This is a genomic window from Algoriphagus pacificus, from assembly GCF_017254845.1.
In the GTDB taxonomy this organism is placed as follows: domain Bacteria; phylum Bacteroidota; class Bacteroidia; order Cytophagales; family Cyclobacteriaceae; genus Algoriphagus; species Algoriphagus pacificus.
This window is the reverse complement of sequence record NZ_JAFKCU010000008.1, coordinates 46195-64172: the sequence shown is the minus strand read 5'-3', so window position 1 is coordinate 64172 and position 17978 is coordinate 46195. Positions and strand designations below refer to the sequence as shown.

General features: G+C 40.9%; 13 protein-coding genes and 1 tRNA gene. 3 read left to right on the top strand and 11 right to left on the bottom strand.

Going from position 1 to position 17978, the window contains the following annotated elements; genetic code table 11:
* Nucleotides 1-91: 91 nt before the first annotated feature.
* Nucleotides 92-1360 (bottom strand): fumarylacetoacetase, encoded by a 1269-nt coding sequence (gene fahA, locus J0A69_RS21170; RefSeq protein WP_206588631.1) that lies wholly within the window; start codon nt 1358-1360, stop codon nt 92-94.
* A 287-nt stretch (nt 1361-1647) separates the two neighbouring features.
* On the opposite strand from fahA, the gene J0A69_RS21165 reads away from it, so the two are divergent.
* A complete protein-coding gene (locus tag J0A69_RS21165; RefSeq protein WP_206588630.1) occupies nt 1648-4281 on the top strand; it encodes a valine--tRNA ligase in 2634 nt (877 codons plus the stop codon).
* Nucleotides 4282-4320: 39 nt separating this feature from the next.
* On the opposite strand, the gene J0A69_RS21160 is transcribed toward J0A69_RS21165, so the two are convergent.
* From J0A69_RS21160 to J0A69_RS21135, 6 genes are all read right to left on the bottom strand, one after another.
* Nucleotides 4321-5313: an N-acetylmuramoyl-L-alanine amidase gene (locus J0A69_RS21160; protein ID WP_206588629.1), complete on the bottom strand. Its 993-nt coding sequence runs from the start codon at nt 5311-5313 to the stop codon at nt 4321-4323.
* A 78-nt stretch (nt 5314-5391) separates the two neighbouring features.
* Nucleotides 5392-6084, bottom strand: a complete 693-nt coding sequence (locus tag J0A69_RS21155; RefSeq protein ID WP_394369898.1) for a 3-keto-disaccharide hydrolase — start codon at nt 6082-6084, stop codon at nt 5392-5394.
* A gap of 188 nt (nt 6085-6272) precedes the next feature.
* Nucleotides 6273-7172, bottom strand: coding sequence for a diacylglycerol/lipid kinase family protein (locus J0A69_RS21150; protein ID WP_206588627.1), 900 nt, complete (start codon nt 7170-7172; stop codon nt 6273-6275).
* An 8-nt stretch (nt 7173-7180) separates the two neighbouring features.
* Nucleotides 7181-8170, bottom strand: coding sequence for an App1 family protein (locus tag J0A69_RS21145; RefSeq protein WP_236033063.1), 990 nt, complete (start codon nt 8168-8170; stop codon nt 7181-7183).
* A gap of 97 nt (nt 8171-8267) precedes the next feature.
* Nucleotides 8268-9320, bottom strand: coding sequence for a M42 family metallopeptidase (locus tag J0A69_RS21140; RefSeq protein WP_206588625.1), 1053 nt, complete (start codon nt 9318-9320; stop codon nt 8268-8270).
* Between the two features lie 115 nt (nt 9321-9435).
* Nucleotides 9436-11319: an amidophosphoribosyltransferase gene (locus J0A69_RS21135; protein WP_206588624.1), complete on the bottom strand. Its 1884-nt coding sequence runs from the start codon at nt 11317-11319 to the stop codon at nt 9436-9438.
* 359 nt (nt 11320-11678) lie between these two features.
* On the opposite strand from J0A69_RS21135, the gene J0A69_RS21130 reads away from it, so the two are divergent.
* Nucleotides 11679-11996 (top strand): hypothetical protein, encoded by a 318-nt coding sequence (locus J0A69_RS21130; RefSeq protein ID WP_206588623.1) that lies wholly within the window; start codon nt 11679-11681, stop codon nt 11994-11996.
* An 86-nt stretch (nt 11997-12082) separates the two neighbouring features.
* Nucleotides 12083-13483: a sigma-54-dependent transcriptional regulator gene (locus J0A69_RS21125; protein WP_206588622.1), complete on the top strand. Its 1401-nt coding sequence runs from the start codon at nt 12083-12085 to the stop codon at nt 13481-13483.
* A gap of 3 nt (nt 13484-13486) precedes the next feature.
* Here J0A69_RS21125 and J0A69_RS21120 read toward each other — a convergent pair whose 3' ends face one another.
* From J0A69_RS21120 to J0A69_RS21105, 4 genes are all read right to left on the bottom strand, one after another.
* Nucleotides 13487-16024: a hybrid sensor histidine kinase/response regulator gene (locus tag J0A69_RS21120; protein ID WP_206588621.1), complete on the bottom strand. Its 2538-nt coding sequence runs from the start codon at nt 16022-16024 to the stop codon at nt 13487-13489.
* 39 nt (nt 16025-16063) lie between these two features.
* On the bottom strand, nt 16064-16606 hold the full coding sequence (locus J0A69_RS21115) for a DsrE family protein (RefSeq protein WP_206588620.1): 543 nt from the start codon (nt 16604-16606) through the stop codon (nt 16064-16066).
* Between the two features lie 286 nt (nt 16607-16892).
* A tRNA-Leu gene (locus tag J0A69_RS21110) sits at nt 16893-16976 on the bottom strand.
* 79 nt (nt 16977-17055) lie between these two features.
* Nucleotides 17056-17940, bottom strand: a complete 885-nt coding sequence (locus tag J0A69_RS21105; protein ID WP_206588619.1) for a bifunctional 5,10-methylenetetrahydrofolate dehydrogenase/5,10-methenyltetrahydrofolate cyclohydrolase — start codon at nt 17938-17940, stop codon at nt 17056-17058.
* Between the last annotated feature and the right edge of the window lie 38 nt (nt 17941-17978).

The following is a 17978-nucleotide window of genomic DNA, read 5'->3' as shown; positions in this document are numbered from 1 at the left end:
AATAATAATTAGATAAAAAAAATAATAATGAAAACAGAAAAGGCTTCCAATATGATTATTGAAAGCCTTTTTTGAATTATAATTATAAATTTTACTTCGCTGGAAGCAATTGTCCTTTAACTTCTCCAAATCCTACACGGAATCCATCCTTTTCTGAATAGCCTTTCATTATCACGGTATCTCCATCTTCCAAGAAAGTTCGCTCCTCTCCTGTCTCCAATTTTACAAGATTCTTTCCGTTCCAAGAAAGCTCAAGCATTGATCCAAATGAATCTTCCGTTTTACCAGAGATTGTCCCGGAAGCCATCAAATCGCCCACATTAATATTGCAGCCATTTACAGTATGATGGGCTAGTTGCTGAGCCACATTCCAGTACATGTATTTAAAGTTTGACTGGCAAACCTTGGATGCTTTTTTGTCCTCAGGCTGAATATAAACCTCTAAATTGATATCGAAACTATAGGCTTTCTCACATTGCAAATACGGCAAAACCTCAGGTTCCTGAACCGGACCCTCTGTTTTGAAATATTCCAAAGCTTCCAAAGTCACCACCCATGGAGAAATAGATGAGGCAAAGCTTTTGCCAAGGAAAGGTCCCAAAGGAACGTATTCCCAAGCTTGGATATCTCTTGCTGACCAGTCGTTGAAAAGCACAAAACCGAAGATATAATCCTCTGCATCAGCAGTTGAAACTGAATCTCCCAGCTTGGTAGATTTCCCGGTTATGAAAGCAAGTTCCAATTCAAAATCCATCTTTTTGGATGGTCCAAAGCCAGGAGTTTCCATATCAGGAGTTTTGAATTGACCTTTAGGTCTGTGGATGGGTACTCCTGAAGGTATAATGCTGGAGGCTCTCCCATGATAGCCAACAGGTAAATGTTTCCAGTTTGGCAATAAGGCATTTTCCGGATCACGAAACATCTTGCCTACGTTGGTGGCATGCTCCATAGAGCTATAAAAATCTGTGTAATCCCCGATTTTCACTGGCAAAAGCATTTCTGCTTCCTTCCGATTGACCATTACCTTTCCTCGGGCAGAGTGATCACGTAGCTTTTCATTATCTGCCAAAAGCAAATCCTGAACCCTCTCCCGAATCTTTTTTGTCTGGACTTTTCCCAAAGAAATCAATTCATTGAGGGCTTCATTCAAGAAGATCCCCTCTGGCAAAAACAAATCAGAGAAAAAGCCTTCCTGATCCAAAACACTTAGATCAACAATCTTATCTCCTATCGCTATTCCAGTTCTAGGACTCAGTCTCTTGTTTTTGAAAACCCCAAAAGGAAGATTGTAAATAGTGAAATCAGAATTTTTGGGAACTTCCACCCAAGTACTCAAGGTGTTGGTTGTGCTGTCGCTCATGTGTAAAAATCTTTCAGTGGGCAAATTTAGGGTTTAATGATGAAATGTAAAGGATTTTAAAACCTATGAACCTTTTGGATTGTTTTTCCCGATCTTCATCCTTTTGATATCCTTATCCTTATAAGCCGAGAGGAATCTTTTTCTTGAAGTAAAAAAAATTAGAATTAAAGTGGCTCAACCAGTGATTTCTGGTTCTACCTTGGAAATTCGCCTTGACATTTATTCATTTTTAAACAGGCTAAAAGGTATAAATCCACTATTTTTGCCCCTCAAATAATTTCCCGATTATGTCTATTGCAAGTAAATACGATCCAGCCTCAGCCGAAGCCAAGTGGTACGCTTACTGGATGGAGCACAAGCTTTTTTCTTCGAAAGTTGATCCGAATAAAGAGCCTTACACCATAGTAATCCCTCCACCAAACGTCACAGGGGTCTTGCACATGGGACATATGCTAAACAATACAATTCAGGATGTTTTGATCCGTCGCGCCAGAATGCAAGGTAAAAACGCCTGCTGGGTACCTGGAACTGACCACGCTTCCATTGCTACGGAAACGAAAGTTGTAAATATGCTGAAGGAACAGGGAATTGATAAGAAATCAATTACCCGTGAGGAGTTTTTAAAGCATGCCTGGGAATGGAAAGAGAAATACGGAGGAATCATCCTGGAGCAACTGAAAAAGCTAGGAGCTTCCTGCGATTGGGATCGTACGGCCTTTACCATGGACGAAGGTCTGAGTGATGCCGTGATCTCTGTTTTTGTGGACTTGCACAAAAAAGGTAAAATTTATCGCGGAATCCGTATGGTCAACTGGGATCCTCAAGGTAAAACAGCCTTGTCTGATGACGAGGTAATTACCAAAGAGATCCAATCCAAACTCTACTATATCAAGTATCAAATCGAAGGAACTGAAAATGAGTTTTTGACGATTGCTACGACACGACCTGAAACAATCATGGCCGATGTGGCGATTTGTGTCAATCCAAATGACCCTCGATTTACTCATCTAAAGGGAAAGAAAGCTATCGTTCCTTTGATCAATCGTCCTATTCCAATCATCGAAGATGAATACGTGGATATGGAATTCGGTACCGGTTGTCTCAAAGTAACTCCAGCTCACGATATCAATGACTACGAACTAGGGCTGAAACATAAATTGGAGGTAATCGACATCTTAAACGATGACGGAACGCTCAATGAAAAAGCCCAGATTCTAGTTGGCGAAGATCGATTTGTTGCCAGAAAAATGATTGGCAAAAAACTGAATGAAATCGATCAACTAGAAAAAATCGAAGATTATAAATCCAATGTAGGTCATTCCGAAAGAACGGATGCAGTGATCGAACCTAAGCTTTCCATGCAGTGGTTCTTGAAAATGGATGAAATCACTAAGCCAGCTTTAAGCTCGGTAATGGATGATGTGATTCAGCTATATCCACCAAAATTCAAGAACATGTATCGTTCTTGGATGGAAAATGTACGCGATTGGTGTATTTCCCGTCAGCTTTGGTGGGGACATAGAATTCCTGCCTATTTCTTGCCAAATGGCGAATATGTAGTTGCTAAAACTGCAGAAGAAGCACTGGAAATCGCCAACAAAACTTATGGACAAAATTACCAACTGTCTGATCTGAATCAGGAAGAGGATGTTTTGGACACCTGGTTTAGCTCTTGGTTGTGGCCGATTTCGGTTTTTGATACCGATGTATTTACCACTGGTAAGCCAAACGAAGATCTGAAGTATTATTACCCAACCAATGATCTGGTGACTGCTCCTGAAATTCTATTCTTCTGGGTAGCTAGAATGATCATCGCTGGATATGAATACATGGGTGAAAAGCCATTCAAAAATGTGTATCTCACAGGGATTGTCCGTGATAAATTGGGTAGAAAAATGTCCAAATCTCTGGGCAATTCTCCCGATCCATTAGATTTGATCGCACAAAATGGAGCAGATGGAGTCAGAACAGGCATGCTCTTCTCCTCTCCTGCTGGAAATGATCTTCCTTACGATGACAAACTAGTTGAACAAGGAAGAAACTTTGCCAATAAAATATGGAATGCATTCAGACTGGTAAAAGGTTGGGAAATTGACCCGACTTTGGACGGATCAGCAAATGCCTCAAGTATAGAATGGTTTGAAAACCGATTTAATCAAGCGCTGGTAGAGATCAATGAACACTTCGACAAATTCAGGATATCAGATGCTTTGATGACTACTTATAAGTTGGTTTGGGGAGATTTCTGTTCTTGGTATCTTGAAATGATCAAGCCAGAATATCAGCATCCAATTGATCAGGCTACTTACGATAAGACCATTGCGCTATTTGAAGATATTCTGAAGATCCTTCATCCGTTTATGCCATTTATTTCCGAGGAACTTTGGCATCAAATCAAAGAAAGATCAGTTGAAGAATCGCTGATTTTGGCATCATGGCCAGAGGCAAAATCTTTTGATGCAAAAATAATTGAAGAAGCATCTCAAGTTTTTGAAGTGGTTTCGCAGGTAAGAAACTTACGTGCTTCGAAGGGAATGTCTCCAAAAGAAGCGCTGGACCTCACCATTAAAACCTCTCAAAACCAACTCTATAAACGATTTGAGACAGTTTTAAACAAACTAGCCAATTTGTCTTCCTTGAGTTTCGGAGATAAAGTAGAAAATGCAATCAGCTTTGTGGTAAAAGCAGACGAATGCTTTGTTCCGATGGGAGATGCCATCAATGTGGAAGAGGAAAAGGAGAATATCCAGAAAGAACTGGACTACACAAAAGGCTTCTTAAACTCGGTGATGAAGAAACTCAGCAACGAGCGATTTGTGGCTGGAGCTCCCGAAAAAGTGATAGAAATGGAACGAAAGAAACAAGCTGATGCCGAAGCTAAAATCAAGGCTTTGGAAGAAAGCCTGGCAAAACTAGGATAACGATTAAATGAAAAGCGGAGCAAATGCTCCGCTTTTTTATTAGTCAAAATCCAAAAAGGATTTACTAAGCCATTTTTCTTCAAGACTTATCTTGCACCAACCATTGCTTTCCTTGGAAATAAAGACTTCCTCGGATTGCATCAAATTATCTACAATTTCATATTGTGTCCCCGGACCACTCCTTACCCTTAGGACATTCGCATTGACAGTGGCTCGAAATACCTCAACGGTATACTTTCCATAAACCCAATGCGATTGGCTGTTGGAAATTTTTAACCAGCCATTGGCTTCATCATAGATTCTCAAAATTGCTCCCAATTGAGCTGGTTCTCGATCTTGAGTTTTCGGAGCTGACCCTGAAGGATCCATCCGGATATTTAAAGAATCAGCTGTAACAGCCATGTATTTTTGGATTGCCGCTGGAGGACTAGGAGAATTTACCTGTCCACCCAATTCCTGATTTACCAGAGGAAGGAAAAAAGTCTGAAAGTCAGTAACCTTGTTTCCTCCAAAGAAATTGGTTCCCGGACAAGTTTTATTCCCACCCGAGCCATTGTTTCGTTTTCCTGTGCTTAACTCAAACCAATGGTGGTAAATGATGCTAAAGCTGTTGACTGGTAATCTGAATTTCTGACACAAAGCGGCCGTCATTTTTACGATGGTATCCCTATGCTCATTCGTCATCTGGTCTCCCCCATGGTCAAAATTGCCCAAATGTTCTATGCAAATAGAATCTCGATTAGCTCCGAAAATACAAGCTGGCGTAGCCTCCAAAGATCTTCCGGTTACAATTGTTCCATCTGGGAAAGTAGTAAAATGCTGTCCAATATCACTCCAGCCATTGTTTCGCACATGATGGTTTTTCATCGCTACTTGCCTATCAAAATGGTTTCTTCCATTGAAATGCACATAGCTGGGACTCCAGGTGTGATGCTGCTGAATAGTGAGAATGGTTCTGGCAATTCGCTGGGTTTGGATCCAAGCTCCAAACTCTGCCATTGTCATTTTTAAAAAGCCATTTTTAGATTCCATGAAATCAGTGTTTTAAATTGAAAAATTGACGCAGGCATCAATTTAACGAGAAAAAACCAAATGGAATAAATCTGACTCTTAGAGTTCTTTAATTCTTAGATCACGGAATAAAACTCCTTGCCCTTCACTCTGAAGACCGATGAATCCTTCCGTTAGCGGAGTTCCATCAATTTTAATTGCAGGATCAAATCGAGTTGCCGTACCTCCACCAATTTGAGGTTTGGTATAGCGCAAAACTGTATCGCCATTGACCAAGTGAAGCACTAATGAATCCTGAAAAACGATCAAATCTGCACGAACCCACTCATCCCATTTGAAAGTTGGGGAAGTTGAATTGATGCAATGTCTTGGATCTTTTTCTCCTTCAAAAAACACATCTGTTCCGGGAGAACACATATTTCCTGTTGGTCTGGCAACTCCTTCTTTCTCTTCTGCAAGCATTTGCCACTCCACTGAGATCGGCCAATCCTGCTCCTTCAGAATCGTATTTGGATCTTGGGAATGGAACATCACCCCGCTGTTTCTGTAAGTATAACTTGCTGCATCTTCCAGCCATTGATCTGTGAATCTATATTCCCAGGTCATGTGGAAAGATGAAAAGGGCTTTTCATAAAATAAATGGCCATAACGATCATTGAAACCCTCGTTGTAATCATCATAATTCACCTCGATGATTCCATCAACTACGCGAAAAGTATTGGCGTAATTATCTCCTGTTTCATGGTGTTGAATTTTAGGAATCCAGCCTTCGAGATTTTGTCCATTGAACATCTCTATCCATTCGGATTCAGGCTCTGCCACTTTCGTAATTTCTGATTTTTCACTTGGTGAACAGGAATAAAATAATAAACCTAGGATTGCAACTTGGAGGTACTTTTTCATCTTGCTATTGGGATTAAAAAAGTAAGATATGCAAATCCTAGGTTCTAAAAACCATTTGAATGACAAACGGATTGGATTTAAGTTGACTGACAGGCAGCGTAGGTCTTTGAGGTGATAAACTGAAATGCATGCTTCTCAATTTCAGCTGAGATTTTTTCTGGTTTCCCCATCATTTCTCCATCAATCTGGAACTCGATTTTATCCAGATTATGAATCACACAGCTATCTCCCCTCCATATTTTGGAATCTCTTTGCTCCTCCAAATCTCCCCGAAACATCGCTAAGGTCATACGGATATAGTCTTTAGCAGATTCTGGATTTAGGGCAATTATCTCAAATTTTCCATCATATAATTTCCCTTTGCAATTGATCAAAGCTCCGGTTCCATAGCGGTCACCATTTGCTATCACTAGCATTTTCGCGGCAACTTCATGTTTTTCTCCATTTATTTCAAGGAGGTATCTATGTGGTTCCGCGTTGAAAATTTCTGAGATGGAACTCTGAATATAAGCCAACATTCCTCTTCCAGCTTTCTCCTCAAATCTCTTGACCAGATTTGCATTAAAACCAAAATCAGAAAGGTGAAGACAGATTTCATCCCGGATTCGAATCGCATCGACATCCTGCACATGAAAATCACGGATAGCTTCCCAAGCATCCTCGATAGTATCTATTCCCATACATTTGGCCAGTCCATTGGCAGAACCAAAAGGAACAATGCAAATTGGCACCTGCTCTTGTTTCAAACTCATCGCTACAAGCTTGACGGTACCATCACCTCCACCCACCATAACTAGATTGGGTGAGACCCGATCAAATTCTGATTTGATCTTATCACTATCATTCTCGCCAGTAGTTACAAACAAATGAGTTTGAAAATTTGGCATTTTAAGTTCAAGCATCTCCAAAATCTCTTCTTTTTGGTATGCGTTGTCTCCTGATATTGGATTGAAAATAAATAAACAGACTTGTGACATGGTGTTTATTAAATAAAGTGGTTTTTCTTAGCCAATTCGATGGCTTCTTCGGATGATTCTATAAAGAAGAAATTATCAAGGGCGATAATTTTCGCTAATTTCTCTTTCCTATCTGATTCCAATTCTCCTACCAAACGGATAAAAACTGCTTTGACCCGGCTGGGAAACTCCTGAATGATTTTAGCATATATCTCAGGATCATGCTGACCACTGTCTCCAATCAAAAAGAATTTCATCTTGGGATAGATCGAAAATATGTTTCTGATTTTCTCCAGTTTATGGTCATGACTTCCTCCTCCGGATTTCCAGACATTCTTTAAGTTGATATGCTTGTCTTTCAGCAGGGTCGGGCCAATAGGGATATTTCTATACCTCAAAAAGTCCCGAATTAAGTCATAAAGCGACCAATCGCTGCTGGAAACATAGAAAATGGGAACTTCTCCTCTATGTGTCAGTTCATGGTAAAACTTCGAAACACCTGGCAGCGGTCTTCTTGTGTAGGCGTTCTTTGAAATGGAAAGCCAAAGCTTTTTTCCTAATTGAGTGGAGTGTGAAATAAGTACGGTGTCATCAATATCTGAAATGACTCCCACCGGCTCATTGTATCTATTTACCTCTTTGCTAACCCAGGTTGAGTTTTTTTTAGCTACCGGACTCAGAACCTTGAAATTCACATGTTCAATGGATTTTGGACTGGGATTTTCTACCTCAATCTGTTTCTCGAAAACCCCATCTTCATCCGTTGTCACCTCAAATCGATGCTGATGAAAATGGATTTCAACCAAGGCATCTGGAATACTTGTAACCGAATATCTTTTGATTGTAGCAATGATATTCTTCAACCAGGACTTTCTGGAAGAAGGTCTTTTTCTCTTATAGGAACTGATTACACGGCCTTTGACAAAGATTTTTTTCTCATTCCCAAAGGCCAGAAATGGTTCAACTCGGATTCTATCCAGATTTACCAGCTTTTTTTGTGTCAGATTTTGTGTACTCATGATCTTCAAAAGTTGCAAAAAGAAGACCATCAGTTTTTTAGCATAAAAAAAGCCCCACTGAAAACTCAGTGAGGCTAGCAAAATTCAGAATGGTAAATCAGTGTTTCCAATCATATTGATCAACTTGCTCCAGACAGGCTTTGAGCAAAGCTATGGAATCAGCTATATCCTGCTTGTGAGCCATTTCAATCACTTGATGAAGATGTCGAGTCGGAATTGAAATTGCTCCCGCGATAGCTCCTTGTTTGCCCATTCGCTGTACTCCAGCTGTATCTGTTCCTCCGGCAGTGAGGATTTCAGGCTGCCATGTGATCTTTTCCTTTGCAGCGGTTTGCTTCATGAACCCTACCATTCTGTAATCACAGATCGTCATTGCATCCATAATTTTGATAGCAGTACCTTTTCCAAGCTCTGTAACTTTCTCATGTGCCTGAGCCCCAGGGACATCAAAGGCAATGGTCGTATCCAAAGCAATCCCGAAATCAGGGTTGATTCCATGTGCAGCCACATTGGCACCGCGAAGGCCTACTTCCTCTTGGACAGTAAAAGTAGCATAGACATCATAGGCAGGATTTTCCAGTTTTTTGAGCGTTTCGATTAAGATAAAAACCGCAACCCGATTGTCTATTGACTTACAGTTCACACAATCTCCCATCTCGATAAGTTCACGATCTCTGGTCACAGGATCTCCAATAGAAATGTATTTTTCAACTTCTGATTTTGGCATCCCCAAGTCAATGAAAAAGTCTGTTGTCTTAGGAAGTTTATTTCTCTCCTCGGTTGACATCACATGGATAGGTTTACTTCCCATGACCCCGATAAGGTCTTTTTTTCCATGTACGATCACTCGTTGAGCAGTTAATGTTTTTGGGTCAAATCCACCCAAGGTGTGGAATCTCAAAAAGCCATTGTCATCAATATGGGTAACGATAAATCCGATTTCGTCCAGGTGAGCTGCTACCATCACACGCTTATTTTCCGGATTTCTCTTTCCTTTTTTGACAGCAATCACATTCCCGAGATTGTCAATTTTCACCTCATCTGCCAATGGGGTTACCAATTCAACTACAAGATCCCTCACTCGTTTTTCAAATCCCGGAGCACCGGCTATTTCACAGATTTCTTTTAAAAGGGATACGTTTATGTCCATGTTTTACTTACTTTTTTTTTGAAACACTAATATATCATTCCGGCAGGAATGAAATGAAAAAGGGCACAAAGAAATGCTTTGTGCCCTTTAATTATGAGATTTCTCTTTTCAGAGATTAATATGCTCTTACAGTTTTACCTTCCATAAAGTTGGCAAATGATTTATTTACCACTCGAGTTCCTCCTGTCGTAGGATAATTTCCAGTAAAATACCAGTCACCGATATGGTTTGGAATGCACTTATGTAAATTTTCTACAGTCTGGAAAATCACTTGAACTTCCGCTTTGATATTGTCAGAAGAAACGATCTCAGCAATCTTGGAAGAAATCTCATCATCCGTAAACTGACTGTAAACTTCCTTCACAAAATTCTCATAAGAATTAGGATGGCTCAAGCAAGATTCATGGATTTTGTCCAGAATATCTTCCATTTTTCTTTCTTTCAGCAAAGCCAAAGCTGCTCTGAAAGCAATGAATTCCTTCATTCTAGACATGTCAATTCCGTAACAATCCGGGAATCGAATCTGAGGAGCAGAAGAGACAATTATGATTCTCTTAGGGTTCAATTTATCCAAGGTAGTAAGGATGCTTTTCTCCAAAGTAGTACCTCTTACAATACTGTCGTCAATCACAACCAAGGTATCGACTCCAGGTTTCACCACTTCGAAAGTAGTGTCATATACATTGGCAACCATTGTATCACGATCATCATCATTGGTGATGAATGTTCGCAACTTCACGTCCTTGCTCACCAATTTCTCAACCCTAGGTCTGAAATTCAAAAGCTCATCCAATTCTCCCATGTGAGGTTTCCCTTCAAGGAAAACTTCTCTTCTTTTTGCACTTAGATAATCTTCCAAGCCTTCAATCATTCCAAGGAATGCAGTCTCTGCAGTATTTGGGATATAAGAGAAAACCGTGTTTTTCAGATCGAAGTCAATAGCTTTCAAAATCTGAGGAATCAACGCTTTACCAAGATCTTTTCGCTCTTGATAGATTGCTGGATCCGTTCCTCTAGAGAAATAAATTCGCTCAAAACTGCATGATTTCTTTTCTCTTGCTGGTAGAATTTCAGATTCCGCATATGATCCATCTTTATTGATCACCAATGCATTACCTGGCTTAATCTCTTGGATGGATTTGAAATCAATATTGAAAGCCGATTTAATAGCTGGCTTTTCTGAAGCCACGACGATTACCTCATCATCAGCATAATAATAGGCTGGTCTAATACCTGATGGATCGCGAACTACAAAAGCGGACCCGTTTCCGATCATCCCTGCCATGGTATATCCTCCGTCAAAATCTCTACAAGATCTTCTTAGGATTCTAGCAACATCCAACTCATTCTCTATCACATGTGTGATTTGCTCATTAGAGTACTGATGCTTGTATTTGTCAAAGATTCTTTGGTTTTCCTCATCTAGGAAGTGACCGATTTTCTCCATCACTGTGACAGTATCCGTTTTTTCTTTTGGATGCTGACCTAGTTGAACCAACTTACTGAAGAGCTCCTCCACATTGGTCATGTTGAAGTTTCCAGCCATCACCAAGTTCCGGCTTCTCCAGTTGTTTTGCTTCAAGAAAGGGTGACAAGTCTCGATGCTGTTTTCACCATGTGTTCCATAGCGAAGGTGTCCAAGCCAAACTTCCCCTGTGAAAGCAATATTCTCCTTCAGCCATTCTGCATCTGACAATGCATCATGACCTCCGATTTTCTTAGCTTTCTTGTACTTTTTATTGATTTTGTCAAAGATAAAATTGACGGCAGAGGGCTCTACAGAGCGGTACCTACTGATATACCTTGTGCCTGGATCTGTACCAATCTTGATGTTGGCGACTCCTGCGCCATCTTGACCTCGATTGATTTGCTTTTGCATTAACACATAAAGCCTGTTTGCTGCGTAGGCTGCAGTACCGTATTTGTCAATATAATATTGAACAGGTTTGCGCAGCCTAATCATTGCTATACCGCATTCGTGTTTGATGGCGTCACTCATGGATTCTGGCGAATGTTATTTAGAAGGTTCAAAGTTACTAGTTTCTAAAAGAATTTTTCTTAAAAAAAGTTCGATTATATGATTTTATATTTTGTGAAAGAGCCCAAAATATATAAAGCCGCGAAATAAAAGAGATAGGCAGGATTTTGCCCCAGTATTTAAGGTTTCTTTGGAACAGCTTGAGGGATATCTCCCCATAAAAACTTTTGACATTCATCAATAAAATGGCTCTGAAGCCGAAAAAAGCTCTTGGCACAGGCTTCGCACTAAATGTTTCAGATTCGAAACATCAAGTTTTGGATTTAGGAGTCCGGACTCTAACCATTCAATAAATTCAAAGCACTAAACCAATTATTACCATGAAAAAGGTTCTTTTAATGTCCGCACTATTCGTGTCTGGCATAGCAATGGCTACGCCTACACTGATTAATGAAAATGTTATTGTATCTGAATCTGCGATTCAACAAGAAAGAGTAAAGATTGAAGCAGAGGCTTTACCAGATGCAGTAAAAGCTACCATCGCCGCCGATGAAACAGTGAAGGCTCTCCCAATAGCAGAGGCTTTCCAAATTACTCAGCTAGATGGCAAGTTCCACTTCGAGGTTAAATTCGACGATGGTACAGAAGAAAAACTGACCAAGAAATACGACCAAGAAGGAAATGAGATAAAAGAATAGTTGCTCAATCCCTTATATTAATAAAAGCATCGGGCAGCTGTCCGATGCTTTTTTCGTTAATTTGTATTGTCAATCTTTATTTCTACATGAAGCAAATCTTATTAGTCGAAGACGACCTGACCTACTCTAGAATTGTAAAAACCTTTTTGGAAAAAAACGGGTATGCAGTTCAAACTTGTGTGAAAGTAAAAGATGCACAGCAAATTTTAAACACCAATTCCTTTGACCTCATCATCGCCGATTTCAGGCTTCCTGATGGCACTGGGATGGAATTATTACAATGGTCGAAATCAAAATTCCCTCAGACACAGGTTATTTTGATTACCCATTATTCAGACATCCGTATTGCTATCAAAGCAATGAAATTGGGTGCCTTCGAATACATTACCAAACCAATCAACCCGGATGAACTTCTAGCTACAGTAAAAGAATCTCTTTCTGCTAAAGCTTCTGATGGTCCAAAACAGACTTCCTCTCCAAAGACAGAAGAGAGTTCCGTAGCCAAAAGCAGCTATGTAATTGGAAGCTCGGCAGAAGCTGAAAAACTCGAAAAACATATTCAGCTGGTTGCTCCAACTGATTTAAGCGTGTTGGTTTTAGGAGAAACCGGAACTGGGAAGGAATTTGTGTCGAGAAGAATCCACGATCTTTCTACGAGAAAAGATGGACCATTTATAGCCATTGACTGTGGCGCACTACCAAAGGAACTCGCTGGTAGTGAATTATTTGGACACGTCAAAGGAGCCTTTACAGGAGCATTAGACCATAAAACAGGACATTTTGAGTCAGCCCATGGCGGCACCATATTCTTGGATGAAATCGGTAACCTCAGTTATGAAGTTCAAATCCAACTACTCAGAGCAATCCAAGAAAGAACCATCCGAAAAATCGGCGGAAATAAAGAGATACAAATCGATGTCAGAATCATCGCTGCAACCAATGACAATCTGATCTTACAGTCTGGAGACGGGCATTTTAGAGAGGATTTATATCATCGATTAAATGAATTTACCCTTCAGGCCATTCCTTTAAGAAGAAGAAAAGAGGATCTTGAAGATTTTGCACAGCAATTTTTAGATGAAAGCAATTCCCGTCTCAATAAGTCTGTGAAAGGGTTTTCATCAGAAGTTTGGGAGATTTTCTTGGCTTACGATTGGCCGGGCAACCTACGTGAACTTCGAAATATCATAAAAAGAGCAGTGCTTCTCACTTCAGGAGTTTTGGTGGAAAAAGACGCTTTGCCAACAGATCTTTATGAGCCTACAGCTGCTGGAATTGGATCTCAGGGAGGATATTCCAGCTCACTTTCCGCAGGCGGAGATCTCCCCTCTCCAAAAGACTACAAGTCTAAATGGGTGGAACAAGAAAAAGAATTGATTCAAAAAGTATTGAACGACACCAAATTCAACAAATCCAAAACAGCTCGGATTTTGAACATGGACAGGAAAACCCTTTACAGCAAAATGGAGAAATACGGATTGGATTGATACCTAGTGGCTCTCCGGAGAATAAACAGTTTCCGAGAGAGCTGCTAATAACTTTTTAACCTCAATATCAAGGAGATTCAGCACATCTCCCAGCCCATTATGAGAACCTAACTTGAGGCTGTTTTCTACTTTTCTGGCTAGTTCACCTCCTGGACTTTTGATCTGTCCCAAGCGACTTCCCAGTTGATGGCAAATCTCCAAAACTTCATCCCAGCGATCATTCAAGCGTGCTTTTTTCAGCTTGGACATGTCATTTTGGGTATCCTTGATCAAATCTTTGAGAATGTCCATCAGAAGATCTTCGTCTCCCATACAGAATCTTCTCATGTCTTTCAGGTCAAAAAGCTCATGCTGATCTGTATTTACTTCAGGATCCATCGGCTGACCTTTGGTGCCACGATCAGGGAAAATCCGGCTCAAACGAGCCACTAAGGCCTTTTCTTGGAAAGGTTTGAAGAGCAATTCATTGAACCCCTCCTGCATCATTTTCTCTTTTTCCTCTACAAAGACATTGGCTGTCATGGCAAGGACAGGAAGATTCTTGTAGCCTAGATAACTCCGAATAGCTTTCACAACATCAAAACCTGAAAACTCAGGCATCTGTATATCAATGATTGCCAAATCAATAGCTACTTCCTCAAATTCATCCCGGAAGCTCGCGCCGCCTGGATAGGCAATTACATTCGCTCCAAAATAGGAGAAAATCGTCTCTAAATATCTCAACCCAACTTTATCATCGTCTACCAACAAAACTGTTTTATCAGTCAAATCGATGTAATTAAACTCTTCAGCACTCACATCTGCCACCTGAGAAGCTGCAGTTTCCATTGGAATAGCAATACGGAATTTGGTACCAACTCCTTCTTCACTCTCTGTTTCTATATGTCCTCCCATGAGGTTGACTAGTCGGTGAACGATCGCCAAGCCGAGGCCTGTTCCTCCGAATTTTCTCGAAATAGAGTTATCTGCCTGGTCGAATTCCAGGAACACTTTGTCCAAAACCTCCGGACTCATGCCAATTCCAGTGTCCTGTATCTCCACAGATAGTATATTTTCTTCCCAATTTACCCTCACATAGATGCCCCCTTCCGCAGTGAACTTAAATGCATTGGATAAAAGATTATTCAAAATCTGCTTGATCCGCAACTGATCTCCTTGCAGCCATTTATCTTCTGGCAAACTCAATGACCAATGGAATTTGAGTTTCTTTTCATCTGCCTGCAATTCATAAAATTTCTGAAGAGAGCCAAAAAGAGTAACCGGATCAAATGGCATCGCTTCCAGTTTCAACTTTCCTGCTTCCAACTTGGAGAAGTCAAGGACATCGTCCACGATTTCCATCAAAGTCTGGGATGCAAAGCCGATCATTCTCAGATAGGATTGCTGCGCCGTATCCAATTCGGATTTTTCCAACACAGACTGATAACCTTGGATGACATGAAGTGGATTTCTGATCTCATGGCTCATATTCGCCAAAAACTCCTGCTTTGATTTCGCAAGCTGCTCTGACTTCTGTTGTGAAATAACCAGGTTTTCCTGATAGGTGCGGTTGAGTCTAATCTCTTTCAGAATGGAGTAAACTAGCAATGCCGACCCCAATACCGCTAAGCCGACTACTAAAAGCAAAAAGAAAGTCACATCATTTGCCAGGCCAAAAGCAGCACTGTTCTGAGAATCTGAATCCTCCAAAACACGCTTTTGCAAGGTTCCGACGAGCTCTTGAATGGTACCGATAATCTCACTTTGTTTTTGGGAAAGTTCGGCTTCTAGAGTCGCCAACTTTTGCCTTTGGGCAGATTCCTCTCGATAGATTCGGGATATCACACCCCGGATATTGTAGAGGATACTATCCAAAGTTGCTGGCTGGGAAGTAGTCCCCCCATTTGTATTTTGCTTTTGAAGATTTCGTAAATAATTGACAAGCTTATCTTCTTCTCTTGCTACATTCTCAGCAGTAACTCTGCTTTTCTGTAACTCCTGCCCTGTCGGTAGCTCTTGTCTGGTGGCATTTTGCTCTTCCAGCTCCTGCAAGATGATATCTCTCGGTTGCAAGGTCCGGAGTGGCTGAGTTTCGATATCGGCTGCTCTTCGACGGATACCAAGTTCTACTTTTCGAAGTGCCTCTCTGGAAAAATTTCTGCTAGCAAGATTGGATTTCACTTCAAACAGATCCAAGTAACCTGCAATCAAAGTGCTTAGATTTTCTCGAATGCTCTGGATATTTTCTCGCTCAGAATCATCTGCCGCCAACTCATCCAATTGTTCCAATTTGGCATCTAGGGACTGAATGGAAGAATCCTGAACCCTGAAATCCCCTTCCTGACCAAATCTCTCAATCTGGGAAATCTGAAAAATCTCAGCCTGAAGTTCATTCAAGACATTCAGCTTCTGATTAGGTTGGGCAAGTTCTTCCACAGTATCAACCAACCGATTCAGGGTATAATAAGTAAGACCTGCCACCCCAATCAGGAAGATTGCAGCAAAGAAAAAGCCGATAACGACTTTACTAGCGGTTTTGGAGGAAGGACTGTTTTTTTTCATAAGTCTGTCCCCCAAAATTACCAATAATTATTCCAAGTATTAGAATTTCAGGAGTGTGTAGCCCTGAGGCACGTAGGTGGTGATGGTAGTCAAAGCTGAATGAGCTATCTCAACCAATGGGGAAATCTGAGGTTTAGTCAAGCTTCTCGCACGCATGGATTGACCGCAAACATAGATATCAACACCGGCATCTTTCAAAGCCTGAAATACCGGAAGGTTTGGATTGTCTACTTCGTAACGCTTTTGGTATTCTTCGTTATTCAAAATCGTGAAAATAGCTCCGCCATGAACCACAACTTTCACATGCATTCTTTCCTGGGGGACACCTGCCAAGCCATGAAGGTTCATCAATCTTGCAATATTATCCACCCATCTGCTGATCTGTTTGGGATCATCTGCCCCTGTGGACATGTCAACAATGATTTTATATTCCAAAGAAGGATCCGGACGTTCTGTCGCATCAGGAACTTCATAGATTCCACCAAAGCCTTTTACCAAAGGAAACTGAGCGGATTGTGCAAATGTCAAATGGGTAAGCAAAAGGGCAGCGGAGAAAAGAGCCGCTTTCAATAGTCGATTCATAGGAAATGGAATTAGCCCGAAAAAGTAGGGATTTTAGAGGGTAAAAAAGAGGCCATTGGTGGAATTTTCTACTTAAGATTTCCTGATGAGAGTTAATCTATTTGAATTAATAGTCTCTCGCAAAGGCACAAAGCAATCTTATCTATTTAGAAGAGATTTCAAGCCTCCCAGTAAACAAGCTCCCTCTGGTAAAATATCCAAAATAATCCTTTATGCGCTCTGAGAAATACTCTGCGGGCTCTGCGGTTAAAAACAAAAAAGCCCTGAATTGCTCCAGAGCTTTTTGTGCGCACGAGAAGATTCGAACTTCCACACAACTTAATGCACCACCCCCTCAAGATGGCGTGTCTACCAGTTTCACCACGTGCGCGGTTAGGGTCAGCAAAAGTAGAAAGCTTGCCTATTCGAAGCAACCCCTTCCACGAAGCTTTTCCAATTATTTTTAACGTTTAACCGTAAACTTTCTTTTCTGCTGCCAACAAGGTATTGTATAGCAAAGAAGCAATGGTCATCGGACCAACTCCTCCTGGTACCGGAGTGATTGCAGAAGCTTTCTCTGCCACTTCCTCAAACTTCACGTCACCTACCAATCTGAAACCGGATTTCTTGGTCTCATCTTCGATTCTGTGGATTCCCACATCGATGACCACGGCTCCTGGCTTCACCATATCCGCAGTTACGAAATGAGGCTTGCCTAATGCCACAATTAGAATATCAGCAGTTCTGGCGATTTCTTCCAGATTTTTGGTTCGGCTATGTGTCAAAGTCACTGTAGCATTTCCTGGATATCCGTTTCTCGCCATCAAAATACTCATTGGGCTACCCACGATATGGCTTCTTCCGATTACGACACAGTGTTTACCTGATGTCTCGATCTCATACCTTTTCAAAAGCTCCACAATTCCATAAGGAGTTGCCGCCACATAAGCAGGCCAGTTGAGCGCCATACGTCCTACATTGGCAGGAGTAAAACCATCCACATCTTTTTCGGGCTTGATCTTGTTCGTCACCTTCTCAACTGAGATATGTTTTGGTAGAGGAAGCTGTACGATCAATCCATCGATTTCAGGATTTTCGTTGATGTCTTCCACGACTTTTAGCAGTTCTTCTTCAGAAACAGTATCATCCAATCGAACCAAAGTTGACTCAAAGCCACATTCTTCACAAGCTTTTACTTTTGCTCCTACATAGGTTTGGCTAGCGCCATCATTTCCTACCAGAATCGCAGCCAAATGAGGAGTCTTTCCGCCCTCGGCTTTGATTTCACTCACGCGAGCAGCAATTTCTGATTTGATTTGAGATGAAGTGAGTTTTCCGTCTATAAGTGTGGCCATTATAAATTTGTTTTTTGTACCAAACTTCAACATTCTTT

Excerpts from the sequence above, each read along its gene's own strand:
- fahA (WP_206588631.1), bottom strand. The coding sequence starts at position 1,360 with ATGAGCGACAGCACAACCAACACCTTGAGTACTTGGGTGGAAGTTCCC.
- J0A69_RS21165 (WP_206588630.1), top strand. The coding sequence starts at position 1,648 with ATGTCTATTGCAAGTAAATACGATCCAGCCTCAGCCGAAGCCAAGTGG.
- J0A69_RS21160 (WP_206588629.1), bottom strand. The coding sequence starts at position 5,313 with ATGGAATCTAAAAATGGCTTTTTAAAAATGACAATGGCAGAGTTTGGA.
- J0A69_RS21155 (WP_394369898.1), bottom strand. The coding sequence starts at position 6,084 with ATGTTCAATGGACAAAATCTCGAAGGCTGGATTCCTAAAATTCAACAC.
- J0A69_RS21150 (WP_206588627.1), bottom strand. The coding sequence starts at position 7,172 with ATGTCACAAGTCTGTTTATTTATTTTCAATCCAATATCAGGAGACAAC.
- J0A69_RS21145 (WP_236033063.1), bottom strand. The coding sequence starts at position 8,170 with ATGAGTACACAAAATCTGACACAAAAAAAGCTGGTAAATCTGGATAGA.
- J0A69_RS21140 (WP_206588625.1), bottom strand. The coding sequence starts at position 9,320 with ATGGACATAAACGTATCCCTTTTAAAAGAAATCTGTGAAATAGCCGGT.
- J0A69_RS21135 (WP_206588624.1), bottom strand. The coding sequence starts at position 11,319 with ATGAGTGACGCCATCAAACACGAATGCGGTATAGCAATGATTAGGCTG.
- J0A69_RS21130 (WP_206588623.1), top strand. The coding sequence starts at position 11,679 with ATGAAAAAGGTTCTTTTAATGTCCGCACTATTCGTGTCTGGCATAGCA.
- J0A69_RS21125 (WP_206588622.1), top strand. The coding sequence starts at position 12,083 with ATGAAGCAAATCTTATTAGTCGAAGACGACCTGACCTACTCTAGAATT.
- J0A69_RS21120 (WP_206588621.1), bottom strand. The coding sequence starts at position 16,024 with ATGAAAAAAAACAGTCCTTCCTCCAAAACCGCTAGTAAAGTCGTTATC.
- J0A69_RS21115 (WP_206588620.1), bottom strand. The coding sequence starts at position 16,606 with ATGAATCGACTATTGAAAGCGGCTCTTTTCTCCGCTGCCCTTTTGCTT.
- J0A69_RS21105 (WP_206588619.1), bottom strand. The coding sequence starts at position 17,940 with ATGGCCACACTTATAGACGGAAAACTCACTTCATCTCAAATCAAATCA.